Source organism: Biostraticola tofi (assembly GCF_004343195.1).
In the GTDB taxonomy this organism is placed as follows: Bacteria; Pseudomonadota; Gammaproteobacteria; order Enterobacterales; family Enterobacteriaceae; genus Biostraticola; species Biostraticola tofi.
This window is the reverse complement of sequence record NZ_SMCR01000003.1, coordinates 92624-119041: the sequence shown is the minus strand read 5'-3', so window position 1 is coordinate 119041 and position 26418 is coordinate 92624. Positions and strand designations below refer to the sequence as shown.

The 26418-nt window shown below is 54.5% G+C and carries 24 protein-coding genes and 2 tRNA genes; 6 read left to right on the top strand and 20 right to left on the bottom strand.

Features of this window, described 5'->3' with window-relative positions; genetic code table 11:
* The first annotated feature begins 245 nt into the window (after window positions 1–245).
* The 4 genes from galT to gpmA all read left to right on the top strand — a co-directional run bounded on the left by galT (window position 246) and on the right by gpmA (window position 4356).
* Window positions 246–1292 (top strand): galactose-1-phosphate uridylyltransferase, encoded by a 1047-nt coding sequence (gene galT, locus EDC52_RS07955; protein WP_131865138.1) that lies wholly within the window; start codon window positions 246–248, stop codon window positions 1290–1292.
* The gene (gene galK / locus EDC52_RS07950) at window positions 1292–2443 is read left to right on the top strand and encodes a galactokinase (RefSeq protein ID WP_165911686.1); all 1152 of its coding nucleotides are present in this window, start codon (window positions 1292–1294) and stop codon (window positions 2441–2443) included. The genes galT and galK overlap by 1 nt, the downstream gene beginning before the upstream one ends.
* A complete protein-coding gene (galM, locus tag EDC52_RS07945; RefSeq protein ID WP_131864802.1) occupies window positions 2437–3483 on the top strand; it encodes a galactose-1-epimerase in 1047 nt (348 codons plus the stop codon). The genes galK and galM overlap by 7 nt, the downstream gene beginning before the upstream one ends.
* Before the next feature lie 120 nt (window positions 3484–3603).
* On the top strand, window positions 3604–4356 hold the full coding sequence (gene gpmA / locus EDC52_RS07940) for a 2,3-diphosphoglycerate-dependent phosphoglycerate mutase (protein ID WP_131864801.1): 753 nt from the start codon (window positions 3604–3606) through the stop codon (window positions 4354–4356).
* 62 nt (window positions 4357–4418) lie between these two features.
* On the opposite strand, the gene aroG is transcribed toward gpmA, so the two are convergent.
* On the bottom strand, window positions 4419–5471 hold the full coding sequence (aroG, locus tag EDC52_RS07935) for a 3-deoxy-7-phosphoheptulonate synthase AroG (protein WP_131864800.1): 1053 nt from the start codon (window positions 5469–5471) through the stop codon (window positions 4419–4421).
* Window positions 5472–5765: 294 nt separating this feature from the next.
* On the opposite strand from aroG, the gene EDC52_RS07930 reads away from it, so the two are divergent.
* Complete coding sequence (locus EDC52_RS07930; RefSeq protein WP_131864799.1) at window positions 5766–6110, top strand: protein YbgS; 345 nt, start codon at window positions 5766–5768, stop codon at window positions 6108–6110.
* Window positions 6111–6406: 296 nt separating this feature from the next.
* The gene (gene zitB, locus EDC52_RS07925; RefSeq protein WP_131864798.1) at window positions 6407–7396 is read left to right on the top strand and encodes a CDF family zinc transporter ZitB; all 990 of its coding nucleotides are present in this window, start codon (window positions 6407–6409) and stop codon (window positions 7394–7396) included.
* Between the two features lie 244 nt (window positions 7397–7640).
* Here the strand turns inward: zitB and nadA are convergent, their stop codons facing one another.
* From nadA to EDC52_RS07830, 19 genes are all read right to left on the bottom strand, one after another.
* Window positions 7641–8702, bottom strand: coding sequence for a quinolinate synthase NadA (nadA, locus tag EDC52_RS07920; RefSeq protein ID WP_131864797.1), 1062 nt, complete (start codon window positions 8700–8702; stop codon window positions 7641–7643).
* A gap of 356 nt (window positions 8703–9058) precedes the next feature.
* Window positions 9059–9134, bottom strand: a tRNA-Lys gene (locus EDC52_RS07915).
* 82 nt (window positions 9135–9216) lie between these two features.
* Window positions 9217–9292, bottom strand: a tRNA-Lys gene (locus tag EDC52_RS07910).
* 181 nt (window positions 9293–9473) lie between these two features.
* On the bottom strand, window positions 9474–10265 hold the full coding sequence (cpoB, locus tag EDC52_RS07905; protein ID WP_131864796.1) for a cell division protein CpoB: 792 nt from the start codon (window positions 10263–10265) through the stop codon (window positions 9474–9476).
* A gap of 9 nt (window positions 10266–10274) precedes the next feature.
* Window positions 10275–10793 carry a peptidoglycan-associated lipoprotein Pal gene (pal, locus tag EDC52_RS07900; protein WP_131864795.1) on the bottom strand — a complete coding sequence of 173 codons (519 nt, stop codon included), beginning with the start codon at window positions 10791–10793 and terminating at the stop codon, window positions 10275–10277.
* Window positions 10794–10837: 44 nt separating this feature from the next.
* Window positions 10838–12130, bottom strand: coding sequence for a Tol-Pal system beta propeller repeat protein TolB (gene tolB / locus EDC52_RS07895; protein ID WP_131864794.1), 1293 nt, complete (start codon window positions 12128–12130; stop codon window positions 10838–10840).
* A 156-nt stretch (window positions 12131–12286) separates the two neighbouring features.
* On the bottom strand, window positions 12287–13570 hold the full coding sequence (gene tolA / locus EDC52_RS07890) for a cell envelope integrity protein TolA (protein ID WP_131864793.1): 1284 nt from the start codon (window positions 13568–13570) through the stop codon (window positions 12287–12289).
* A gap of 54 nt (window positions 13571–13624) precedes the next feature.
* A complete protein-coding gene (tolR, locus tag EDC52_RS07885; RefSeq protein WP_131864792.1) occupies window positions 13625–14047 on the bottom strand; it encodes a colicin uptake protein TolR in 423 nt (140 codons plus the stop codon).
* A 15-nt stretch (window positions 14048–14062) separates the two neighbouring features.
* Window positions 14063–14749, bottom strand: coding sequence for a Tol-Pal system protein TolQ (gene tolQ, locus EDC52_RS07880; RefSeq protein ID WP_131864791.1), 687 nt, complete (start codon window positions 14747–14749; stop codon window positions 14063–14065).
* Complete coding sequence (gene ybgC, locus EDC52_RS07875) at window positions 14746–15150, bottom strand: tol-pal system-associated acyl-CoA thioesterase (protein ID WP_131864790.1); 405 nt, start codon at window positions 15148–15150, stop codon at window positions 14746–14748. The genes tolQ and ybgC overlap by 4 nt, the downstream gene beginning before the upstream one ends.
* 168 nt (window positions 15151–15318) lie before the next feature.
* A complete protein-coding gene (gene ybgE, locus EDC52_RS07870; RefSeq protein WP_131864789.1) occupies window positions 15319–15612 on the bottom strand; it encodes a cyd operon protein YbgE in 294 nt (97 codons plus the stop codon).
* A complete protein-coding gene (cydX, locus tag EDC52_RS07865; RefSeq protein WP_131864788.1) occupies window positions 15612–15725 on the bottom strand; it encodes a cytochrome bd-I oxidase subunit CydX in 114 nt (37 codons plus the stop codon). Before cydX ends, ybgE begins: the two co-directional genes overlap by 1 nt.
* A 16-nt stretch (window positions 15726–15741) precedes the next feature.
* On the bottom strand, window positions 15742–16881 hold the full coding sequence (gene cydB, locus EDC52_RS07860) for a cytochrome d ubiquinol oxidase subunit II (RefSeq protein ID WP_131864787.1): 1140 nt from the start codon (window positions 16879–16881) through the stop codon (window positions 15742–15744).
* 15 nt (window positions 16882–16896) lie between these two features.
* Window positions 16897–18465, bottom strand: coding sequence for a cytochrome ubiquinol oxidase subunit I (gene cydA / locus EDC52_RS07855; RefSeq protein WP_131864786.1), 1569 nt, complete (start codon window positions 18463–18465; stop codon window positions 16897–16899).
* Window positions 18466–19257: 792 nt separating this feature from the next.
* Entirely contained in the window at window positions 19258–20130 is an 873-nt protein-coding gene (sucD, locus tag EDC52_RS07850; protein ID WP_131864785.1) for a succinate--CoA ligase subunit alpha, read from the bottom strand.
* A complete protein-coding gene (gene sucC, locus EDC52_RS07845) occupies window positions 20130–21296 on the bottom strand; it encodes an ADP-forming succinate--CoA ligase subunit beta (protein ID WP_131864784.1) in 1167 nt (388 codons plus the stop codon). Before sucC ends, sucD begins: the two co-directional genes overlap by 1 nt.
* 117 nt (window positions 21297–21413) lie before the next feature.
* On the bottom strand, window positions 21414–22643 hold the full coding sequence (gene odhB / locus EDC52_RS07840) for a 2-oxoglutarate dehydrogenase complex dihydrolipoyllysine-residue succinyltransferase (RefSeq protein ID WP_131865137.1): 1230 nt from the start codon (window positions 22641–22643) through the stop codon (window positions 21414–21416).
* Window positions 22644–22658: 15 nt separating this feature from the next.
* Window positions 22659–25466: a 2-oxoglutarate dehydrogenase E1 component gene (gene sucA / locus EDC52_RS07835; RefSeq protein WP_131864783.1), complete on the bottom strand. Its 2808-nt coding sequence runs from the start codon at window positions 25464–25466 to the stop codon at window positions 22659–22661.
* Between the two features lie 226 nt (window positions 25467–25692).
* Window positions 25693–26409: a succinate dehydrogenase iron-sulfur subunit gene (locus tag EDC52_RS07830; protein WP_131864782.1), complete on the bottom strand. Its 717-nt coding sequence runs from the start codon at window positions 26407–26409 to the stop codon at window positions 25693–25695.
* Window positions 26410–26418 lie beyond the last annotated feature (9 nt).

Below are 26418 nucleotides of genomic sequence, written 5' to 3'. Positions count from 1 at the left end.
AATCGATACCATTTGCTTGCGGAATTTTCTTGAATTTCACTATCGATTTCGCAAACTACCTCTTTTGCGCCACGTGAACAAGGCATTACACACTACCACCGTGTATGTAACCGATTGCATTTTTATCGACTTGATCACCCTTTCCGCCCCCGGTTCATGCTATTTTTATTTTTATTAAAATCACGTATTGTTTAAGGCATCGCGTAACGGCTAAGTGGAAGCGGTTACACTCATAAGGAGCAATGATGACCCCATTCAACCCCATCGATCACCCGCATCGACGTCTCAATCCGCTCAGCGGACAGTGGATCCTGGTTTCACCTCACCGGGCCAAGCGCCCCTGGCAGGGGCAGCAGGAAACCCCTTCGCAGGACACCTTGCCGTCGCATGATCCCGACTGCTTCCTGTGTGCCGGCAATACGCGTGTCACCGGCGATATTAACCCCGATTACCAGACCACCTATGTCTTTACCAATGACTTTGCCGCGTTAATGCCCGATACGCCTGATGCTACAGACAGCGGCGATCCGCTGTTCCGTATCGGCAGCGCCCGCGGTACCAGCCGGGTGATCTGTTTCTCGCCCGACCACAGCAAAACCCTGCCTGAACTCAGCCTGCCTGCGCTTGAGGCGATTGTGAAGACCTGGCAAGAGCAAAGTGAAGATCTGGGTAAAACCTACCCTTGGGTGCAGGTATTTGAAAACAAAGGTGCGGCGATGGGCTGCTCGAATCCCCATCCACATGGGCAAATCTGGGCCAACAGTTTCCTGCCTAATGAAGCAGAGCGTGAAGATCGGCTGCAGCTTGAATACTTCAAGCGTGAAGGATCCGCTTTATTGATGGATTATGCTGAACGGGAACAGCGTGATGGCTCCCGCACCGTTGTCGAGACGACGCACTGGCTGGCGGTGGTGCCCTACTGGGCGGCCTGGCCGTTCGAAACCCTGCTGCTGCCCAAGTTCCCGGTGCAGCGGCTGGGGGAGCTGAACGATGACCAGCGACGGGATTTGGCCGTTGCGCTGAAGAAACTCACCAGCCGCTATGACAACCTGTTTAGCTGTTCTTTCCCCTACTCAATGGGCTGGCATGGCGCGCCGTTCACCGAAGATTCCCAACGTCACTGGCAGCTCCATGCGCATTTTTATCCGCCACTGCTACGTTCCGCGACAGTGCGCAAATTTATGGTGGGTTATGAAATGCTGGCGGAAGCCCAGCGAGACCTGACCGCAGAACAGGCGGCCGAACGTTTGCGTGCGGTCAGCGACATCCATTTTCGGGAATCCGGAGTTTAATCATGACGTTAAAAAATATCACTGAAACCACATTCCGCCAGGTGTTCGGCTATGAACCCGCATTAACCGTACAGGCCCCTGGCCGGGTTAATCTTATTGGCGAACATACTGACTACAATGATGGTTTCGTCCTGCCCTGTGCCATCGATTACCATACGGTGATAAGCGCTGCCAAGCGTGACGACCGGCAGGTCCGGGTTATTGCTGTGGATTGTGACAGCCAGCAAGACATTTTTTCTCTGGATGAGTCAATTTTAAGCCACGATAGCCAGCAGTGGTCAAACTACGTCCGTGGCGTGGTCAAACACCTGGCGAAACGCAACGGTGATTTCGGCGGCGCGGACCTGGTGATAAGCGGCAATGTCCCCCAGGGAGCCGGACTGAGTTCATCGGCGTCGCTCGAAGTGGCGGTAGGCAAGGTCTTCCAGTCGCTTTATCACCTGTCGGTGGACGACGTCGAGCTGGCGCTTAACGGTCAGGAAGCCGAAAACCAGTTTGTCGGCTGTAACTGCGGCATCATGGATCAGTTGATTTCCGCCCTGGGCAAGGACAACCACGCGTTGCTGATTGACTGTAGGACACTGGGCACCCGCGCGGTACCGATGCCTGATAATGTGGCGGTGGTCATTATCAACTCCAATGTAAAACGTGGCCTGGTGGACAGTGAATACAACGCCCGCCGCGTGCAGTGCGAAACCGGCGCCCGCTTCTTTACCGCCGATAAACTGCGCGATGTTGAACTCAGCCAGTTCGCAGCGGTGGAACATGAGCTGGATCCGGTGGTGGCCAAGCGGGTGCGCCATGTGCTGAGCGAGAATGCCCGCACCCTCGCTGCGGCCGATGCGCTGGCGGCGGGAGATTTGACGCTGATGGGCAAACTGATGGCCCAATCCCATGACTCGATGCGTGATGATTTTGAAATCACGGTGCCTGCCATCGATACCCTGGTCGAGATTGTTAAACAGGTCATCGGCGATGAAGGCGGTGTGCGCATGACTGGCGGCGGGTTTGGCGGTTGTGTGGTTGCGCTTATTCCTGCCAGTAAAGTGGATGCCGTGCGCGACGCCGTCGCCCGGCAGTATCCTGAAAAAACCGGCCTCAAAGAGACGTTCTATGTGTGCCATGCATCCGAAGGAACAGGTCTATGTTAAAAATGTATGACTCGGGCACCGCTCCCGATGGCCAGCCGTTTCAATGCCTTACACTCAGTAACGTCCATGGGACAGAAATCAGCCTGATGGATTGGGGCGCCACCTGGCTTTCCTGCCAGTTGAAGCTTGCCGACGGCTCACGCCGCGAGGTGCTGCTGGGCTGCCAGACGCCGGAGGAATATCCCCAGCAAAATGCCTACCTCGGCGCGACGGTTGGCCGTTATGCCAATCGTATCGCCAACGCCACGTTGGCCAGGGCGGGCCGGCAGTGGCATCTCAGCGCCAATCAGGACACGCATCAGCTTCACGGCGGTGCGCAAGGTTTTCACGCCCGGCGCTGGCAACTGGCCGAACACAGTACCGATTCAGCGCTGTTCCGGCTTGAATCGGCCGATGGCGATCAGGGATTTCCCGGTAATCTGACCGCTGAAGTACGCTATACCGTTACCGAGGATAATTCTGTCACCATTGACTACCAGGCCACGGTAGACAAGCCCTGCCCGATTAATCTGACTAACCATGCCTATTTCCATCTGGATGGGCCCAATAGCGATATTCGTCCCCAGACCTTGCAGATCGCTGCCGATAAATTTCTGCCGGTAGACAGCGAGGGGATCCCCTGCGCCGATCCTGCTGATGTGACGGATACCGGCATGGACTTTCGTCAACCCAAAACCATTGCGCAGGATTTCCTGCGTGACCGGGATCAGCAACGGATGAAAGGCTATGATCACGGCTATCTTCTCAATGCGGGCTGCCGTAACGGCGACGAACCGGCTGCCAAACTCTGGTCTGCCGATGGCAAACTGCTGCTGCAGCTGTACACCACAGCGCCGGCGGTGCAGTTCTATAGCGGCAATTACCTGGCCGGAACACCGGCGCGCCACGGCGGCCAGTACCTGAGCTACAGCGGCGTGGCGCTTGAAAGCGAGTTTCTGCCCGATAGCCCCAATCACCCGGAGTGGCCTCAGGAAGCCTGCTGGCTGGAGCCTGGAGAAACCTACCGTTCACAGACCCGTTATCAATTCGTCGCACTGTAACGCCTTTACACTGAAGCTATTATTTCGCTATGGTTGATCTATGCGGTTGCTGGCACAGTGGTGCAGGCAATATAATGGATTCAGTTTTAGTAAATTATTGGGACTTAAAGGAGTCTAGCGATGGCTGTAACTAAATTGGTTCTGGTACGACACGGCGAAAGTCAGTGGAACAATGAAAACCGTTTCACCGGCTGGACGGACGTAGAGCTTTCCGACAAAGGTCGCACCGAAGCCAAACAAGCCGGTAAGCAATTGAAAGCTGAAGGCTTTGTATTTGATTTTGCTTATACCTCTGTATTAAAACGCGCTATCCATACTTTATGGAACGTGCTTGACGAACTGGATCAGGCATGGCTGCCGGTCGAGAAATCATGGCGTCTGAATGAGCGTCATTACGGAGCTCTGCAAGGGCTGAACAAAGCCGAAACCGCTGAAAAATACGGTGACGAGCAGGTCAAACAGTGGCGTCGCGGTTTTGCCGTCACTCCGCCGGAACTGACCCGTGATGACGAACGTTTCCCTGGCCACGATGCCCGCTACGCTAACCTCAGCGCTGATGAGCTGCCAACCACCGAAAGCCTGGCACTGACCATTGATCGCGTTATCCCTTTTTGGGATGAAAGCATTTTACCGCGCATCAAGAGCGGTGAACGCGTGATCATTGCTGCGCACGGTAACTCTATCCGTGCACTGGTTAAATTCCTGGATAATCTGAGCGAAGAAGAAATTCTTGAGCTGAATATTCCGACCGGCGTACCGCTAGTCTATGAATTTGACGACAACATGAAGCCTATCAAGCACTACTACCTCGGCAATGCGGATGAAATCGCGGCCAAAGCGGCGGCGGTAGCCAATCAAGGCAAAGCGAAGTAATTTTTCTGACCGTTCCGCGCCCGGTGATCCGGCTACGGCGCTGAACGGTCAATTTCACGCCTTTAGCGGCGACGGTCCTGTACCGCGTTCGCCAGCTGTCTGAGCAGCGTTTCAGTATCTTCCCAGCCGATGCAGGCATCAGTGACGCTCTGCCCATACACCAGTTCCACCCCGCTTTCCAGATTCTGGTTGCCTTCCACCAGATGGCTTTCGATCATTACACCCATGATGCTGTTTTCGCCGGCGCTGATTTGCCCGCATACGTCTGCCCCGACCTCCATCTGCTTCTTGAATTGCTTGCTGCTGTTCGCATGGCTGCAATCGATCATGATCTGGGCCGGCAAGGAGGCCTTGGCCAGTCCATCCTTGACCGCTTTGACATGATGAGCGCTGTAATTCGGCTCACGGCCGCCGCGCAGAATAATATGGCAGTCGCTGTTACCACTGGTATTAACAATTGCCGAATGTCCCCACTTGGTCACCGACAAGAAGCAATGGGCTGCACCGGCGGCATTGATTGCATCTATCGCCACCTTGATGGTGCCGTCAGTGCCATTTTTGAAGCCGACCGGACAAGACAGCCCAGAGGCCAGCTCCCGATGGACCTGAGATTCCGTGGTGCGAGCACCGATGGCACCCCAACTCATCAGATCCGCCACATACTGCGGGGTAATCATATCGAGGAATTCACCTGCGGCCGGCAGACCGGTATCATTGATTTCCAGCAGCAGTTTGCGGGCAATGCGCAGACCGTCGTTGATATCAAAACTGTTGTCCATATGGGGGTCGTTAATCAGCCCCTTCCAACCCACGGTGGTCCGCGGCTTTTCGAAGTAAACCCGCATCACTATTTCCAGGGAATCGCTCAGTTCATTGCGCAGCGCCAGCAAACGGCCGGCATATTCCCTGGCCGCTTTAGTGTCGTGAATTGAACAAGGACCAATCACCACCAGCAGGCGGTCCTCGGTACCCTTCAGGATTTTGTGGATGGCACTGCGTGCTGATGCTACCGTTGAAGCCGCCTTTTCGCTAGCGGGAAATTTTTCTAACAACGCAACCGGCGGTAGCAGTTCTTTAATTTCTTTAATTCTCAAATCATCATTAAGGTAATTCATAAGACTATCTGTTTTCTCATTTTTAGACTGCCAAGGATAATTCAACGCTTAATCTATCCTCCATGCAACAGTCTGTAAATCCAGATTGCGGGTTAATTCAGCAACAAATTTGATCACCGGCAAATCTTGACTATGCTTAATGCATGGTAAGCCACGGATATGCGAACAGTAATGTCATAAACGCGGTTTAACATTTCTTCACGGAGACTCCGGGTATACTTCGCTGAAGTTTCTCTCCGCATTGTTTGATAGGCGGACTTTACACCCACTCTGGTATAAAAGAGGGAAAAGACTATGCAAACGAACACCACCAAAAAAATGGCTATGGTTTTTCTGACAGCGGTAATGACTATTGGCAGCGGCGCGGTATTTGCAGCCCCGGGCAGCGGCTCTAATGCGGGCGGCAGCGATGGCGGCGCGCAGAAAGAAACCTCAGCGCCGAATGACGTCAATAATAAGGACATCAATTCCGGTACCACCAATAATACCGGCACCACCAGCGCCTCTGGGCTGACTGCCGATGAAGCACATAAAAATACGGTCTGTAAAGATGGCCGTTGCCCGGATACCAACTCCAAGGTAGAAACCGGCGAAAAGGGTCAGACTGAAGCCACCAAAACGGATGGTACGACCCACTAACAGCTCTGTCTGTAATGGCAGCGCTGAATACAGCATCGTATTGTTATTGAGGGCGCAATCGGGCTTGGGATAACGATAATTATACGGAATCAGGCTTAAAGCCTGATTTTTTTTATCTTGATAATCACATCGCAGAATAAATGATAATCACATCGCAGGATAAATATGGCCAACTTCCGAAAGCCGGGTGTACGGCACAGAGCAACTAAAACGTCGCTTCCGAGCGGCTGTTGAAGTAAACGAGCCTGGTTTGCGATAAATTACCCGCTCTACGATTGAGATGAACAGGTTATTTAATGGCGCATATACATAATCACGGTCAGTCGTCTGGCGAGGGTAAGGAAAACAATAAACGCCTGCTGGCGGCTTTCATCGTAACCGCCGCTTTTATGGTCATCGAAGTGATCGGCGGGCTGGTCTCCGGATCGCTGGCGCTGTTGGCTGATGCCGGACATATGCTTACCGACGCGGCGGCATTGCTGATGGCGCTGACCGCGGTGCATTTTGCCAATCATAAGCCTAATGGCCGACATACCTTCGGCTATCTACGCCTGACAACGCTTGCTGCCTTCATTAATGCGCTGGCCCTGCTGGTTATTACTCTGGTCATCGTCTGGGAAGCCATTGAGCGTTTCTATCAGCCCCGGCCGATAGCCGGTTGGACGATGATGGTGATTGCCATTGCCGGCCTGCTGGCCAATCTGCTTTCATTCTGGCTGCTGCACAGCGGCAGTAGTGAAAAAAACATGAATATGCGCGGCGCGGCGCTGCATGTCCTGGGAGATTTGCTCGGCTCGGTAGGTGCCATTGTTGCGGCAATCATTATTTTGGTCACCGGCTGGATGCCAATAGACCCGATTCTGTCGATTCTGGTTTCGGGACTGGTCCTGCGCAGTGGCTGGAGACTGCTGCGCGAAAGCCTGCATGAACTGCTGGAGGGCACGCCGGCCCAGTTCGATATTGACAAACTCAAGCGTGAAATGACGATGAATATTGCCGAGGTGCGCAATATTCATCATGTGCATATCTGGCAGGTCGGCGAGAAGCCCATCATGACCATGCATGTACAGGTCGTCCCGCCGTATGATCATGACGGCCTGCTGCACCGCATCCAGCATTACCTGCTGGAGCACTACCGCATCTCTCATGCCACTATCCAGATGGAATACCAGTCATGCTCTCAGGGCGATTGCGCTATCACTACCCTTGAGCAGGGGTCGGCCAGCCATTCCCATGCCGCCCAGCACCATGAGAGCTTGCATCACCCTAGCGGGCATCAGCACTAAACGGCGGGCATCAGCGTTGAAACCAGGCTACCCGCGCTGGATGCCGGGCATCAGCGTTGAAACCAGGCTGCCCGCGCTGAATGCCGGGCATCAGCGTTGAAACCAGGCTGCCCGCGCTGAATGCCGGGCATCAGCGTTGAAACCAGGCTGCCCGCGCTGGATGCCGGGCATCAATTGTGGACCAGCCTTACCAGCAGCTAAGAGCCGGGTTTGTCAAGCCACTAAAAACGGCTCTTATCAAGTGTTAGGCATTGCCGGCCAGTTTAATCTTCAGCTGGCTGGCAAAGTCCAGCATGCGATTAAGCGGCACCAGCGCCTGCTGGCGTAACGCCTCAGAAACATGCACCTCATGCGCCGCCCCACCCTCGCTAAGACCCAACGCGATAGCCTGCAGGCCGTTCATCGCCATCCACGGGCAGTGAGCGCAGCTGCGGCACGTCGCGCCCTCTCCCGCCGTCGGCGCTTCCAGCAAGATTTTATCCGGACAGGCCTGCTGCATCTTATAGAAAATGCCCCGATCGGTGGCGACAATCATCTGCTGCTGAGGCAGGCTTTGCGCTGCATGAATAAGTTGGCTGGTCGAGCCGACAGCGTCTGCCAGGTCGACTATCGCCTGGGGTGATTCAGGATGTACCAGTACCGCAGCCTCGGGATACAGGGTCTTCATTCGCATCAGGGCCTGGGTTTTAAATTCATCATGAACGATACAGGCGCTTTGCCAGCAAATCATGTCGGCACCGGTCTGCTGTTGGACATAGCGGCCCAGATGGCGGTCCGGTGCCCAGATGATTTTTTTTCCCAGGCTGTCCAAATGCTCAATCAGTTCAACGGCAATGCTGGACGTCACCACATAATCGGCACGGGCTTTTACCGCAGCGGAAGTATTGGCATACACCACCACCGTGCGGTCAGGATGCGCATCGCAGAAGGCGCTGAACTCATCGATTGGGCATCCCAGATCCAGCGAACATTCAGCCTTGAGGGTGGGCATCAGCACCCGTTTGCCGGGGCTGAGGATTTTAGCGGTTTCCCCCATAAAGCGTACCCCGGCTACCAGCAGGGTGGTCGCCGGATGGCTGCTGCCGAAACGCGCCATTTCCAGGGAATCAGCCACGCAGCCACCGGTCTCTTCAGCCAGCGCCTGGATAACCGGATCGGTATAGTAGTGAGCGACAATAACCCCATTACGTTGTTTTAGCAGGCGTTTGATTTCGCCGACAAAGTATTGCTGTTCATCCTGCTTCAGCGCAGGCGGCTTGGGCGGAAAAGGATAGATGGCAGCATTCACATCCGATAATTCGATCATATGCGGTTCTCAGTGCCTGCCGCGTGAGCTGAATGGACCCGGTAAGGCGGCAAGCGGGGCTATAGTCAGCGGCTGTTTTATATACTAAACAAAATAGCGGTATTTTCACCAAATGTCGCGCTTAATTTGCCTTGAAAAGCAAATTTGTTTAGTGTCTAGCGACTACGTGAAGGGGAGTTTGGATGTGAATGCGAGATGGCGCCTCACCACAGCTGCTCATTCCGCCGATCAGTGCGACATATTCGACAAGAGGGTGGGTAAATGCGGGAAGTAAATAAACGCAGGCTCTCATCCCGTGCGACAGTGCGATATGTTTAAAGAGAGGTTAGATGTCGTTGCGAACATATATTTGAAAGTGGTGGGTCGTGCAGGATTCGAACCTGCGACCAATTGATTAAAAGTCAACTGCTCTACCAACTGAGCTAACGACCCACTGTGTAGCGTAGATACTGCATGATGAACACCGCAGGTTGCGATAACTCATCTGAACGTATTGCAACGCTCAATCGGATAATGGTGGGTCGTGCAGGATTCGAACCTGCGACCAATTGATTAAAAGTCAACTGCTCTACCAACTGAGCTAACGACCCAATCATCCGTTTTCTTACCCTTGCCAGTGGCTTAATGCTTTCCCTTGGCAACGGCGGCATATATTACTGAGTTAATTTTTTGAAGCAACCTAAATTTCCCGTCCTGGCGTTCAACTGCTTGTTCTTCGCGCATTCAGAACTATTTTTGTCCATCCAGGCCCTGTTTTCGGGCCAGGATAGCTTAAAGTGCGTTCAATTTTGACTGCGCTTGCTTGGCTGACGTCGAGCTGGGGTAAAGCTTGATGACCTGCTGGTAAACCGCTTTGGCTTTATCCGTCTGGCCTTTTTCCTGCATGATCACCCCGACCTTGAATAACGCTTCAGCACTTTTCGGCGATTTTGGGTAGTTTTTTACCACTAACGCAAAATAATAAGCCGCATCGTCCTTTTTACCCTTATTGTAATTCAGCTGACCAAGCCAATAGTTTGCATTCGGCTGGTAAGTAGAATCCGGGTAACGTTTAACAAAAGCCTGGAAAGCACTGATAGCCTGATCGTACTGTTTCTTTTCCAGTACCAGTGCAACCGCACTGTTGTAATCGGTATTAGCGTCTCCTGAGCCGGCAGGCGCCGCCGCGCCGGACTGCGCCGGTGCACTGTCAGTATTCGCTGTAACGGCCCCTGCTGCAGCGCCCGCTGCGGAATTCTGGCCAGCAGACGAGCTCTGGCTGAGGGTATCCATCTGCTGATATATCTGTTTCTGGCGCTCAACGACCTGAGTAAGCTGATACTGGCTTTCCTGGATCTGACCGCGTAATGAATCAATATCACGCTGGCTTTCAGAGAGCTGTTGCTGGAGTTGGGTTAATAGTTGGCCGTGAGCGTTGGATATACGCTCAAGCTGGATGACCCGGTCTTCGACCGAGCCGGAGCCGGCATTACTGATTGGCGCTTGGGCAGTAGCGGCCCAGGGGGCCGCTACGCCAATCAGCAACGACAGACTCAATAGGTGAGGCCTGAAGTTACTGCTCATGCAATTCTCTTAGTAAACCAGTACGGCACGACGGTTTTTGGAGTAAGCAGATTCGTCATGTCCCAGTACAGCCGGTTTCTCTTTACCGTAAGATACGATAGAAACCTGGTCGGCGGAGACGCCTTTACCTTGAAGGTACATTTTCACGGCATTGGCACGACGTTCGCCCAGGGCGATGTTGTATTCCGGTGTACCGCGCTCATCCGCATGACCTTCTACGGTCACTTTGTATGAAGGGTTGTCACGCAGGAACTGTGCGTGAGAATCCAGCATTTGAGCGAAGTCAGAACGGATATCGTATTTGTCCAGATCGAAGTAGACGATATTGTTGCGTTGCAGTTCTTGCATCTGCAGACGCGCCTGCTCTTCAGAGGACATATTGCCGCTAGTGTCCATACCAGTGCCATTGCCGCCAGCGCCCATGGCAGATTCATCACCATTGTTTGCGCTTTTGTGAGAACTACACGCGGCGATTGCCACTAAAGGCACAGCCAACATCAGCCCTTTTAGCACTTTGTTCAGTTGCATCTCATATTTCCTTTTATAGTTTGCCATACATATTTACACATGCATCACAGATACGGCGACCAGGCAGGAAATTTTACCTGTCCATCAGTTGCCGGAAGACGCGCTTTGAAACGCCCATCAGTCGAGACCAGCTGTAACACGGACCCCAGCCCTTGCGAAGCGCTGTAGATTACCATTGTGCCGTTGGGAGCGACGCTAGGCGTCTCATCCAGGAACGTGTCCGTCAACACTTGGACGGCTCCCGTTACCAGATCCTGTTTGGCGATATGCTGAGCGCCGCCGTTCGAACTGACCATCGTCAGGAACTTGCCGTCTGCGCTCACATCCGCGTCCTGATTCTGGGAGCCTTCCCAGGTCAGACGCTGCGGAGTACCGCCGTTGATACCAATTTTATACACTTGTGGACGACCCCCCTGATCCGAGGTGTAAGCCAAGGTCTGGCTATCCGGGAACCAGGTAGGTTCGGTATTGTTGCTGCGCCCATCGGTCACTTGGCTAATCTGGCCGGAGCCGAGGTTCATGACATAAAGATTCAGGCTGCCTGACTTGGACAGCGCGAAAGCCAGTTTGGAACCGTCCGGCGAGAATGCCGGGGCGCCGTTATGCTGCGGGAAGCTGGCAATCTGGCGAATGCTGCCGTTGGCCAGCGTCTGCACGACCAGCGCTGAACGGCCGCTTTCAAAGGTGACGTAGGCCACTTTGCTGCCGTCAGGAGACCAGGCCGGCGACATCAGCGGCTGCGGTGAACGGTGGACAGTGAACTGGTTATGCCCATCATAGTCGGCAACCCGCAGCTCATAGGCGAACTGCCCGCCATTGCCCTGCACCACGTAGGCGATACGGGTACGGAAAGCGCCCTTGATGCCGGTCAGTTTTTCAAAGGTTTCGTCACTGGCGGTATGCGCGGCATAGCGTAGCCACTGCTTGGTCACCTTGAACTGGTTTTGCGCCAATATCGCCCCCGGGTTGCCGGAGGTATCCACCAGTTGATAAGACACGACATAGCTGCCGTCAGCGCTGGGCTGAACCTGGCCGATGATGATCGAGTCGATACCCAGCGCGGTCCAGGCTGCCGGCGTCACTTCGGCGGCAGAGGCCGGTTGCTGAGGCATACGTGACGGTTCAAGCGGATTGAACTTGCCGCTATTGCGCAAGTCGGCACCGACAATCGAACCGATATCCTCAGGCGCGGCGCCTGAGCCGGCCCATTTAAAAGGAACGACGGCAATCGGTCTGGCCGAATCCACCCCTTGTGTTATTTCAATGCGTACTTCCGCATGCAGCACGGATGCCCATAACACGAAAAAACCTAGCGCTACTCGAAATGCCTGCTTCATTTCATCTCCCATACCAGGACGTCAGCCCCGATAAATTAGCAGAATTTTAACTAATCCGCGTACACAAAACTACAGAACCCCGACTGACAACATAGTACAAATCCTAAACCACCATCGGTTTATTTTACCCACCGCTAAGATTACTGCACCGCGCCTTTACTGAGGTTTGAACCTTATCGGCGCGTTTTTAAATTGCTCATAAACTTCAGGACTTGGCGGCTTAGGTATTTTTGCCAATTTAGCGGCGGACACCGCTGCCTGGCAAAGCGCCGGGTCGCCCCCTTCGGCGGTAATGGATATCAATAGACCGTCGGGTGCGAGTTTGATACGCAAATCGCAGACTTTCCCACTGTAGCTGCCACCATCATAAAATTTATTGGAAATCGCCGAGGTAATCTGCCCTAGGTATGCATTAACATCAGCCCCATTAGCGCCACTCTTCTTGCCGCTTCCGGCACCAGGGGCACCCCCCCCCGATTGCGGTCCCCCGCCAGCTTTAGGCGCGTTCTTCGAATCGGTCAGCCCGCCCAATAAATCGTTGACTTCACTGGACTGCTTGGCGGCCGCGGCGGCAGCGGCTTTCTTCTTGGCATCCGCCGCTTTTTTTGCAGCGGCTGCTTTATCTTTAGCGGCCTTTTCGGAAAGTTCTTTAGCCGCTTTTTCAGCAGCAGCCTTCTCAGCGGCGGCTTGTGTGGCTTTTTCCGCGGCGGCTTTTTCTGCTTTATCGGCGGCGGCCTTCTCTGCCTTGGCGTTGGCGTCAGCCGCCGCTTTGGCATCAGCTACAGCCTTGGCCTCGGCAGCGGCTTTGGCCTTTGCTGCCTGCTGGGCTTTCGCCTCCGCTTCAGCCTGCTTCTTAGCTGCAGTGGCGGCGGCCTGCTTGCTGGCCTCGGCCTCAGCCTGTTTCTTGGCCTCGGCAGCCGCTTTGGCCTGTTCGGCTGCGGCATCGGCTCGGGCCTTGGCCGCTGCCGCTTCGGCCTGCTTCTGCTGCTCCTGCGCCTGCTTGGTCGCGGCTTCAGCCTGCTGTTTTTGCTGCTCGGCCTGCTGGGCCGCTTCCGCTGCCTGCTTGGCCTGCTCGGCTTTCTGCTGCTGAGCCGTTTCCTGGGCTTCCAGGCGCTCCTTTTCCAACTCTTTCAACCGTTGCTGTTCAGCGGCCTGTTTCTGCTGCAGTTCTTCGGCCTGCTGCTGAGCGCGTTTTTCACGCAGTTGCGCCGCCCGCTGAGCATCCGTCTGCTGCTGTTGCTGCCGATTATACTGTTGCACCACAGCGCCCGGATCGACCATGACCGCATCGATCGAAGAACCGCCACCACCACCACCGCTGGCCTCAACATTCTGTTGCCAGGAACTCCAGATCAGCACCGCTATCAGGACAATATGCAGGCCGATGGAAATAATAATGGCGCGTTTAAGCTTGTCGCTCTGTTCGGTTGTTTTTAACACAATCGATTCCCAAAAACAGCGTTGCCGGATAAAGCTTGCATCATCATCAGACCGTCAGATGGGCTGCGTCATGAGGCCAACCGACTTGACGCCGGCCTGATGCAGCAGATTCAGAGCTTTGATGATTTCATCATACGGCACATCGCGTGCGCCACCAATCAGGAACACCGTCTTTGGATTGGCACTCATCCGGGCGCGGGCCTCGCTGACGACCTGTTCGGAAGGAAGCTGTTCCAGGCGATCATGATCAACCACCAGACTGTACTGGCCAATACCCGACACTTCGACGATAACCGGTGGATTATCGTCAGTGCTGACGGTCTTGGAGTCCGTCGCGTCCGGCAAGTCCACCTCTACGCTCTGGGTGATTATCGGCGCAGTTGCCATGAAAATCAGTACCAGCACCAACAGCACATCCAGCAGCGGGACGATGTTAATCTCTGACTTAATTTCTCTACGACCGCGTTTACGGGCCATGCTCTACCCTCCTTCCTACTTGGCGCTGTCGCTGGCGAAGGCCTGACGATGCAGGATGGCGATAAACTCTTCGGTAAAGTTGTCGTAGTTCTGCTCCAGCTTGTTTACCCGCTGGCTGAGACGGTTATACGCCATCACCGCCGGAATGGCGGCAAACAGGCCGATCGCAGTGGCGATAAGCGCCTCAGCAATCCCCGGCGCAACCATCTGCAGGGTAGCCTGCTTGACGGCGCCCAGGCCGATAAAGGCGTGCATGATGCCCCATACGGTGCCGAACAGGCCGATGTAGGGACTGATGGAGCCGACGGTGCCCAGAAAAGGAATGTGGGTTTCCAAGGCTTCAAGTTCACGATTCATGGATATGCGCATGGCGCGTGACGCCCCCTCAACCACGGCTTCAGGGGCATGGCTGTTGGCGCGATGCAGGCGGGCGAATTCTTTAAACCCGGAATAAAAAATCTGCTCTGAGCCGCTCAGCTCATCCCGGCGGGTCTGGCTTTCCTGATACAGGCGCGACAGCTCAATGCCGGACCAGAATTTGTCTTCGAATGCTTCAGCATCACGGTTGGCCGAATTCAGGATACGCGTACGCTGGATAATGATCGCCCAGGATGCAATTGAAAAGCATATCAGAACCAGCATGATCAGTTTAACCAGAAAGCCTGCTTTCAGGAACAGATCAAAAATGTTCATTTCAGTCACTGCTTGAACTCCGCGACAATAGACTTGGGAAGCGCGATCGGCTTCATTAGGTGTGGATCAATACATGCAATCAAAACATCCGCCTGGCAGAGTAATGCCCCCTCTGCATTCAGGATGCGTTGCGCAAAGGTCAAAGAGGCACCACGCAGGGAAACGATTTCAGATTCAACCACCAGTAAATCGTCCAGGTGCGCCGAAGCGAGATAGTCCAGCGTCATGCGTCTGACCACGAACGCGATATTTTCATGCAGCAGGGCCTGCTGATGGAAATTATGCTGGCGCAGCATTTCAGTACGTGCCCGTTCGAAGAAAGCAACGTATCGCGCATGATAGACAACACCGCCGGCGTCCGTATCTTCGTAATAGACGCGTACCGGCCATCGAAATAACGAATGACTCACTGTAGATCCCAGCAACGCAAAACAACGGTGCTTACTATACTCAAGAGCTGGGGCGTTGGGAATGGATTCATTAAGACGAATGAAAATAATTATGGGCCGCGGACCGGCCCATGGAGAATAGGGGTTAAAACTTTACCCAACTATACTTAACATTGAAAAATCAATATTTCAACTGAAAGTATAAATAAGTGCGATCAGCAGAATAATTAATGCCGGCAGAGGCATGAAAATGATTCGCCAGCGTAAATGACGGGGACGGAACCCTACCCCATGAATAATACCGGCGCAAACCGCCCAGATAAGGACGAAAGCATGCCAGACTTCAAGCGGGCTGGTTTTCGCGGCGAAACGCGACGGCAGCCAGAAGACGCTCAAGGCAAGCGCCAGCGCCAGTATCAGAGAAAGAGCCCTCACAGGGCTCTTATCCGTCAGTGCATACAGTCTTTGGGCTAATGACGTCATCACTTGGCCGTCTTTTCGCCTTTGGTGTCTTCATGATGCTCAAGCGCCAGGGCGGTGATAATCCCAAAGGCACAGGCAAGAAGCGTTCCCAGGATCCAGGCAAAATACCACATAATTTCAGCTCCTTACTCAGTACAGACTGTGAGTGTTCTGTTCGATATGCTCTTTGGTAATACGGCCGAACATTTTCCAGTAACACCAAATTGTGTATATAAGCACTATGGGTACAAATATCGCGGCAACGATAGTCATCACTTTAAGCGTCAGCAGGCTGGACGTTGCATCCCAGACGGTCAGGCTCGCCCCTGGCATGGTACTGGAAGGCATGATAAACGGGAACATGGTGATGCCGGCGGTGAGAATGACGCAAGCCGAGGTCAGGGAAGAACACAGGAACGCCCATGCTCCCCTGCCCAGGCGCGAGAAAAGCACGGTCAGCAGCGGAAGCAGCACGCCCAGAGCGGGTATCGCCCACAGCAGCGGATAGCGATGATAGTTTGCCATCCATGCACCGGCCTGATGGGCGACTTCTTTGCGCAGCGGATTAGACTCTGCCAGGGTATTGATGGCGGAAGTAATGGTATAGCCGTCAATGCCGTTGACCACCCAGATGCCCGCCAGCAGGAAGGTCACCATAGTGACCAGGGCCGACACCTGGGTCACCTTGCGAACGCGTACCAGCATATCGCCGGAAGTACGCATCTGCAGGTAGGTGCCGCCATGGCTCAGGAACATCGACAGGCTGACGATACCGGCCAGCAGGCCGAACGGGTTCAGCAACTGGAAGAAGTTACCGGTGTAGAACAGGCGCAGGTATTCATCGACATGGAATGGAACGCCCTGCAGCAGATTACCGAAGGCGACGCCGATAACCAGCGGCGGCACGAAGCTGCCGATAAAAATGCCCCAGTCCCACATATTGCGCCAGCGCGGATCTTCGATTTTCGAGCGGTAGTCAAAACCTACCGGTCGGAAGAACAGCGATGCCAGCACCAGGATCATTGCAATATAGAAGCCGGAGAACGCAGCGGCATAGACCATCGGCCAGGCGGCAAACAGCGCACCGCCGGCGGTAATCAGCCAAACCTGGTTACCGTCCCAGTGCGGAGCAATGGTATTGATCATTACCCGGCGCTCGACATCGCTGCGCCCGAGGAAGCGCACCAGCATGCCGACACCCATATCAAAACCGTCAGTGACGGCGAAACCTATCAGCAGGACACCAATCAGTACCCACCAGATTAAGCGTAAAACTTCATAATCAAACATGGTCAGGGCTCCTGTTTACCGTGCTTTCTGCAAGGTGGGGGTTGACTGTTCAAAATGATAATTGCCGGTTTTGAGGCTGCTTGGCCCCAGGCGGGCAAATTTGAACATCAGATACATCTCTGCCACCAGGAACAGCGTATACAAACCGCATATCAGTCCCATCGAGAACAGGATATCGCCCGCCGTCAGGCTTGAGTTGGCGACCGCGGTGGGCAGTACTTCACCAATGGCCCAAGGCTGCCGACCATATTCAGCTACAAACCAGCCGGCTTCAATGGCAATCCACGGCAACGGGATGCCGTAAAGTGCGGCTCGGTGCAGCCAACGTTTCTGACCGATACGATTGCGCAGTACGGTCCAGAAGCACATAGAGATGATAAACAGCATGATAATGCCGCAACCGACCATGATGCGGAACGAGAAGTACAGCGGCGCTACACGAGGAATAGAGTCGTTGGTCGCCTGCTGGATTTGCTGTTCCGTCGCGTCGGAGACGTTTTCGGTGTAGCGCTTGAGCAGCAGACCGTAGCCCAGATCCTGCTTGGCGCGATTAAACGCGGCCCGCACTTCAGGGTCGCTGTTGCCTCCACGCAATTGCTGCAGCAAATCATAGGCTTTCATGCCGTTGCGGATACGCACTTCATGCTGCACCATCAGGTCCTTGAGGCCGGTAACCTGGCGGTCTGTGGAACGGGTGGCGATAATACCCAGCGCATAGGGAATCTGGATGGCAAAATGGTTTTCCTGATCCTTTTGGTTAGGCAGGCCTATCAGCGTAAAGGCTGCAGGCGCCGGCTGGGTTTCCCACTCAGCTTCAATGGCCGCCAGCTTGGTTTTCTGCACATCGCCCATTTCATAGCCGGACTCGTCGCCCAGCACGATAACCGACAGCACTGATGCCATGCCGAATGCAGCAGCGATGGCGAAAGATCGTTTGGCAAAGCCGATATCTCGCCCTTTGAGCAGGTAATACGAACTGATACCGAGCACGAACATCGCACCGGTACAGTACCCCGCCGCCACGGTATGGACGAACTTGACTTGAGCGACAGGATTCAGCACCAGATCGGTAAAGCTCAGCATTTCCATGCGCATGGTTTCAAAGTTGAAATCCGCGGCGATAGGATTCTGCATCCAGCCGTTGGCCACCAGGATCCACAGTGCCGACAGATTGGAACCCAGCGCCACCAGCCAGGTGACCGCCATATGCTGAACTTTGCCCAGCCGGTCCCAGCCGAAGAAGAACAGGCCGACGAAAGTGGACTCCAGGAAGAACGCCATCAAGCCTTCGATGGCCAGCGGGGCGCCGAAGATATCGCCTACGTAATGGGAGAAATAAGACCAGTTGGTCCCGAACTGGAACTCCATAGTCAGGCCGGTTGCCACACCCAGTGCAAAGTTGATAGCAAACAGCTTGCCCCAGAATTTGGTCATGTCCTTGTAAATCTGTTTACCGGACAGGACATAGACGGTTTCCATTATGGCTAACAGGAACGCCATGCCCAGCGTCAGCGGCACAAACAGGAAATGATACATCGCGGTTAGGGCGAATTGTAATCGTGATAGTTCGACGACATCAAACATGATGACTCCTTGCTCCTCGCAGGAAGGCTCCCACATGCGGTAGTACGCAGCCTTAAAAATGCTGAAAGGCCGCAGCATAAACCGCGGTGATTTTTGAAGAGTTTATAATTGTGACTTACCGTCAATCACTGCATGACAATAACGTCCGGTACGTTATTACAGAAACGTGACGGGAAGGTTTTAATTACGCATCCGTATCCGGGCCGGATTGGAGGGTATAGTACCCCTCAATTTACTCAGGATAAATATATTTTTTCCTAAGATGGTATGTAAAACGACATATTGATCAAATTAGCCGACACTGCCTGACCCGGGAAACTTGCGCCAGCGCAAATTCATGCCCGCACTAGTAGATTAGCGTTCTACAATCATTGATTTAGCGCAATCTTTTGCGGGATATGTTAAATATTCGTGGCGGGAATAACGCGCTTAAGCTTAATGTTAATAAAGTGTAATTAATATACGAACTTTTAAATTAAATAATGCATCAAACAGAACATGAATTATTTTATTTATCCACTCCGGGTTTTATTAACGCCATTCAATTATCTATATCGGCATATAAACCAGTAACAAACAGACTATATATGTTGCGTAATCTGAAAATAATCCGTTTATTAATAACATTTCATTAACCAGGGTTATCTTCAGGCCCGGTTTCCGCCTGCTGTTGACTCGGATGACCCGGTAGCGGACACAAAAAAGCCACCCCAACGATCTGGCGCTGTGAAGCGGACGTCTCCGCTTTACAGCGCCGGATCACCAGGGTGGCTGCAGTAATAGCTGAAATTATCAGGCCGGCATGATTGATTTCAGCGCTTCGCCGATATCGGCCAGGCTGCGCACCGTTTTGACGCCTGCAGCTTCGAGTGCGGCGAATTTTTCGTCTGCCGTTCCCTTACCGCCCGCGATAATGGCCCCTGCATGGCCCATACGTTTACCTTTGGGAGCGGTCACCCCGGCAATGTAGCCTACTACCGGTTTGGTGACATGATCCTTGATATAGGCTGCGGCTTCTTCTTCCGCACTACCGCCTATCTCGCCTATCATCACGATTGCTTCGGTCTGGGGATCCTGCTCGAACAGCTTAAGAATATCGATAAAATTGGAACCCGGGATCGGGTCGCCGCCGATGCCCACGCAGCTGGACTGGCCCAGACCGGTATCAGTCGTTTGTTTTACCGCTTCATAGGTCAGGGTGCCTGATCGGGAGACGATGCCGACACGGCCAGGTTGGTGGATGTGGCCGGGCATGATGCCTATCTTGCATTCACCCGGGGTAATCACCCCCGGACAGTTAGGTCCGATCATCCGGGCTGTGCTTTGTTCAAGCTTGGCCTTGACCACCAGCATATCCAGCGTAGGGATGCCTTCGGTAATACAAATAATCAACTCAATCCCGGCATCGATAGCCTCCAGGATAGAGTCTTTGCAAAACGGCGCCGGGACATAGATGACGGTCGCGGTGGCGCCGGTCTTCTCTACCGCTTCGCGCACGGTATTGAACACCGGTAAACCAAGATGCTCGGTACCGCCCTTGCCCGGCGTGACGCCGCCGACCATCTGCGTACCATAGGCCAACGCCTGTTCCGAGTGAAAAGTACCCTGGCTTCCGGTAAATCCCTGGCAGATAACTTTGGTGTCTTTATTAATTAAAATGGACATTATTTTCCCTCCACCGCGGCGACGACTTGTTGGGCCGCATCAGTCAGACTGGTGGCAGCAATGATGTTAAGGCCGCTGTCGGCAAGCGTTTTGGCGCCCAGCTCGGCATTGTTCCCTTCCAGCCTGACCACGACCGGCACGCTGACGCCGACTTCTTCAACCGCGCCGATTATGCCTTCAGCGATAAGATCGCAACGCACGATGCCACCGAAAATGTTGACCAGTACGGCTTTGACTTTATCGTCTGAAAGGATGATTTTAAATGCTTCCGTCACTCGTTCCTTGGTGGCGCCGCCGCCGACATCAAGGAAGTTGGCCGGGGTACCGCCGTGCAGTTGGACGATATCCATGGTTCCCATCGCCAGTCCGGCGCCGTTGACCATGCAGCCGATGTTGCCATCCAGCGCGACATAGTTCAGTTCCCACTGGGCAGCATGGGCTTCGCGTTCATCCTCCTGGGAAGGATCACGCATTTCACGCAATTCCGGTTGACGGAAAAGCGCATTACCGTCAGCGCCCAACTTGCCATCCAGGCAGATCAAATCGCCATCGCGAGTCACCACCAGCGGGTTGATTTCCACCAGCGCCAAATCACGCTCCAGGAACAGCCTTGCCAGTCCCATATAAATTTTGGCAAACTGATTAATCTGCTTGCCGGACAGGCCCAGTTTGAAGGCCAGCTCGCGCCCCTGGTAAGGCTGTGGACCGGTCAGCGGATCCAGCGCCATTTTATGAATCAGATGCGGCGTTTCTTCCGCCACTTTTTCGATTTCTACGCCGCCTTCAGTCGACGCCATGAAAACCACCCGGCGAGTGCTGCGATCAACGACCGCGCCCAGATAAAGTTCCTGGGCAATGTCGGTCGCGGCTTCAACCAAAATCTGATTGACCGGCTGGCCTTGGGCATCTGTCTGATAGGTGACCAGGCGCTTGCCCAGCCAGTTTTCGGCGAAAGCGCGGATCTCTTCCTTGCTTTTGACCACTTTGACGCCGCCTGACTTGCCGCGGCCGCCCGCATGTACCTGGCATTTGACTACCCAGGGACCGGCACCAATTTTTGAAGCTGACTCTTCCGCTTCGCGTGGTGTGGAGCAGGCATAACCCGTAGGGGCAGGCAGGCCATACCGAGCAAAAAGCTGTTTTGCCTGATATTCATGTAAGTTCATGTGTTCTATCCATCGTCGTCTGGAGAGTGTCAGCGGCCCGACAGGCAGGGCCACCGTAAAACGGCTGCGCCGTTGAAAACGCCCCGGATGCGGAACCGGTCCGCAACCGGGTCATGGCTATACGTCGAGCAGCAGGCGGGTCGGGTCTTCGAGCATGTCTTTGACCGCCACCAGGAAACTCACTGACTCTTTGCCGTCGATCAGGCGATGATCGTATGACAGGGCCAGATACATCATCGGCAAAATCACCACCTGGCCATCGACCGCCATCGGGCGATCCTTGATGGCATGCATGCCCAGGATTGCGCTCTGCGGCGGGTTGATGATCGGGGTCGACATCAGGGAGCCGAATACGCCGCCATTGGTGATGGTAAAGTTGCCGCCGGTCAGTTCTTCGACTTTAAGCTTGCCGTCACGGCCCTTGACCGCCAGTTCCTTGATGGTTTTTTCGATATCGGCCATGCCTAGCGCGTCGACATCACGCAGTACCGGGGTCACCAGACCGCGCGGGGTGGAAACCGCGATGCTGACATCAAAGTAGTTGTGGTAGACCACATCATCGCCATCAATAGAGGCATTCACTTCCGGGAAACGTTTCAATGCTTCCACTACCGCCTTGATATAGAAGGACATGAACCCCAGCCGAATACCGTGGCGCTTTTCAAAAGCGTCGCCATACTGCTTGCGCAGTTCCATGATTGGCTTCATGTTGACTTCATTAAAGGTGGTCAGCATGGCAGTGCTGTTTTTCGCTTCCAGCAGACGCTCGGCCACGCGCTTACGCAGGCGGGTCATCGGAACGCGTTTTTCGCTGCGGTTACCCAGTGCGGCCGGGGCGCTGTGACCGGCGGTCGGTGCGGCAGTGGCTGACGCCGGCGCTGTGGCCGACGTGCTGCTGATGTGTTTTTCCACATCTTCACGGGTGATACGTCCGCCGACGCCGCTGCCTTTGATCGCCTGGGCATCCAGATCATGCTCGGCGATTAAGCGACGGATCGCCGGGCTGAGCGCTTCACTGTTCTCTTCTTCCAGGCCGGCGGTGTGGCGCTTGGCGGGCGTTGACTCTTTGGCTTCAGACTTCTCGGACGTCTCCTGACCGCTGCTGTCGCCCTGACGCAGTCGGCCCAGAATCTGGCGCGACGTTACCGTAGCGCCTTCATCTTCCAGCAGGGCTTCAAGCACGCCGGCTTGCGGAGCAGGCACTTCAAGCACCACTTTATCGGTTTCGATTTCCACCAACACTTCGTCACGCTCTACGCGGTCACCGGGTTTTTTATGCCAGGTGGCGACGGTCGCATCGGCAACCGATTCAGGGAGGTCAGGAACCAGAATATCTACGCTACTCATCATCTATCCTTATAGTTAATTAACGTTCAGCGCGTCATTGACCAGATCTTTCTGCTGGGTCTGGTGCACGGACAAATACCCTACCGCCGGAGAGGCTGAAGCCGGGCGTCCCGCGTAACGTAATGATGCTCCAGGCGAAATCACTTCCTGGAAATGGTGCTGGCTGCAATACCAGGCACCTTGATTAAGAGGCTCTTCCTGACACCAGATAAAATCCTTCACATGCTTGAAGGGTTGCAACGCCTGCTGGACCGACTGGTGAGGGAAGGGATACAGCTGTTCAATGCGCACAATGGCCACATCCTGCTGTCCGTTCTTACGCCGCTGATCAAGCAAATCATAGTAAACTTTACCGGAACACATCACGACTCGCTTCACGCCCTGCGGATCCAGGGAATCAACTTCGCCGATAGCCGGCAGGAAAGTGCCGTGGGCCAGTTCTTCCATCGACGAGATGGCCAGCGGGTGGCGAAGCAGTGATTTCGGCGACATGACGATAAGCGGACGGCGCATGCTCCGCAGCGCCTGGCGTCGCAGCATGTGATAGACCTGCGCCGGGGTGGAAGGAACGCAGACCTGCATGTTCTGCTCGGCGCACAGTTGGAGATAACGCTCCAGTCGCGCTGATGAATGTTCCGGACCCTGCCCTTCATAGCCGTGCGGCAACAGCATCACCAGGCCGCACATCCGGCCCCATTTCTGCTCGCCGGAGCTGATGAACTGATCGATAACCACCTGAGCGCCGTTGGCGAAATCACCGAACTGCGCTTCCCAAATAACCAGCGTGCGGGGCTCGGCAGTGGCATAGCCGTATTCGAATGCCAGCACCGCTTCCTCGGACAGCACCGAATCCCACACCCGGAAGGTTCCCTGGGCGTTATGCACATGGGCAAGCGGAGTATAGGAAGAACCGTTCTTCTGGTTATGCACCACCGCGTGACGGTGGAAAAAGGTACCGCGGGCGGTATCTTCACCAGAGAGGCGGATCGGGATGCCCTCATCCACCAGGGTGGCATAGGCCAGATTTTCAGCGCCGCCCCAGTCAAAGGGCTTGGTGCCGTCGGCCATCGCTGCCCGGTCGGCGTAGATTTTGGCGACCCGGGGCTGCATTTCCACCCCATCAGGCACTTCGCTGATACGATGCGCCAGCTCCTTCAGCCGCTTGATATCCACCGTGCTCGGATACGCTTCATCCCATTCATGGCCGAGATAAGGCTGCCAGGTAAAGGAATGCAGGTTCATCGGCCGCCATTCTTTCACCACGCATTCGCCGTGGTCGAGCGCATCCCGGTAGAGGTTGACCATTTCGGTGGCATCCTCGAGACTGGCAAGCTGGTTTTTCTCCAGCCGGTCGGCATACAGTTTGCGCGGCGTCGGATGTTTCTTGATTTTCTGGTACATCAGCGGCTGGGTGGCGCTTGGCTCATCGGCTTCGTTATGGCCGTGACGACGGTAGCAGACCAAATCGATCATCACATCGCGCTTGAAGGTATTACGGAAATCCAGCGCAACGCGGGTGACGAATGCCACCGCTTCAGGATCATCGGCATTAACGTGGAAAATCGGCGCCTGTACCATTTTGGCGATATCGGTACAGTACTGGGTCGAGCGGGCATCATGGGGATTGGAGGTGGTGAAGCCCACCTGGTTGTTGATAACGATCCGCACCGTGCCGCCTACGTCGTATCCGCGCGCCTTGGACATGTTCAACGTTTCCTGAACCACCCCCTGGCCGCTGATGGCGGCATCGCCATGCAGGGTAATCGGCAATACCATGCGGCTGCTCTGCTGATCCAGGCGATCAATTCGTGCCCTGACCGACCCCATGACTACCGGACTGACGATTTCCAGATGGGAAGGGTTGAAAGCCAGCGCCAGATGCACCAGGCCGCCTTCGGTTTCCACATCGGATGAAAACCCCTGGTGGTATTTCACGTCGCCGGTGCCCAAGTGTTCTTTATGCTTGCCGGAAAACTCGTCGAACAAGTCCTGCGGTTTTTTGCCCAGCACATTGATAAGCACATTCAGACGACCGCGGTGGGCCATGCCCAGCACCACTTCACGGGTGCCGTTGGCGCCCGCATAGCGGATCATTTCCTTGAGCATCGGAATCAGCGCATCGCCGCCTTCCAGCGAGAAGCGTTTGGCTCCCGGAAATTTGGCGCCGAGATAACGCTCAATACCTTCCGCAGCGGTTAGCTCGCTTAAAAAGCGTTTTTTCTCATCGCTGCTGAAACTCGGCTGGCCGACCACCGACTCGATATGCTGCTGGATCCAGCGCTTTTCTTCGGTATTGGTAATGTGCATATACTCAGCACCGATTGAACCGCAATAGGTCTGCTTTAGCGCTTCATACAGGTCAGCAAGCTTCATGGTGTCTTTGCCGATGGCAAAGGAGCCGACATTAAACGTTTCCTGGAAATCAGCCTCAGTGAGGTTATGGAATTCAGGGTTCAGATCGGGAACCGTTTCCTGTTTCCACAGGCCTAGCGGATCAAGGTTGGCATGCTGATGACCGCGGAAACGGAAAGCATTTATTAATTGGAGGACTTTGACCTGTTTGGAATCGCTGTCTGGATCGTTGACCGAAGAGGTGTAGCGTTTGGCATCCTTGGCCAGGCGCCGGAAATAATCCCGCGTTTTGGAGTGGAGTTGATCGGGAGTGACGCCTGCGGTCGGTAGCTGTTTGAATATCGAACTCCAGCTATCGTCCACAGAGTCAGGATCCGTTAAAAAATCTTCATAGAGCTGCTCTATGTAGGACTGGTTCGCGCCCGCCAGATAGGAGGAATCCAGCCAGGCCTTCATTGCGCCGTTCTGCATCTTGATCCCTTAAGCTTCTATAGCTTCAGTTTTCGCCGTGGTTAACCTGTATGTCGGATAACATATAAGGGTTCAAACGGCCTCAAACCTGCGCGCAGCGGTACAGGTGTTCAGTCCGAAGGAACCTTTGAAAAGCGGCTGGTCACGCATGCCCGGGGGCGAACCGTCTTTCAAAGGCTTCTGCTGCGCTGCGTCCGGCTTATCGCTGGACGCAGCCAGTGGGGTATCAGGCGCTTTGCTGAAGAAGCATACTCTTTATATGGCCGATGGCCTTGGTTGGATTCAGTCCTTTGGGGCATACGCTGACGCAATTCATGATGCTGTGGCAGCGGAAAACGCTGAAAGCATCGTTCAAATCGTCAAGTCGCTCCTGTCGCTCGGTATCACGGCTATCGATAAGGAAACGATAAGACGCCAGCAGGCCCGCCGGGCCGATGAATTTATCCGGATTCCACCAGAACGACGGACAGGAGGTGGAACAGCAGGCGCACAGGATACATTCATACAGTCCATCCAGTTTGGCCCGCTCCTCAGGCGATTGCAAATGCTCGCGCGCAGGAGGATTCCTGCCGTCATTCAGCAGGAAAGGCTTGATTTTTTCATACTGGGCATAGAACTGCCCCATGTCGACCACCAGGTCCCGTACCACCGGCAGACCGGGCAACGGGCGGATGACGACTTTATTGCTGCCTTTACGCAGCGCCGACAGTGGGGTAATGCAGGCAAGGCCGTTTTTGCCGTTCATATTGATGCCGTCCGAACCGCATACGCCTTCACGGCAGGAGCGGCGGAACGCCAGCGTCGGATCCTGTTCCTTAAGCTGGATGAGGGCATCCAGCACCATCATGTCCCGCCCTTCCTCGGTCTCAAGCTGGTAGTCCTGCATGCGCGGCTTATCGTCGACATCAGGATTATAACGGTATATAGAAAATTCAACTTTCATTGCTTTATC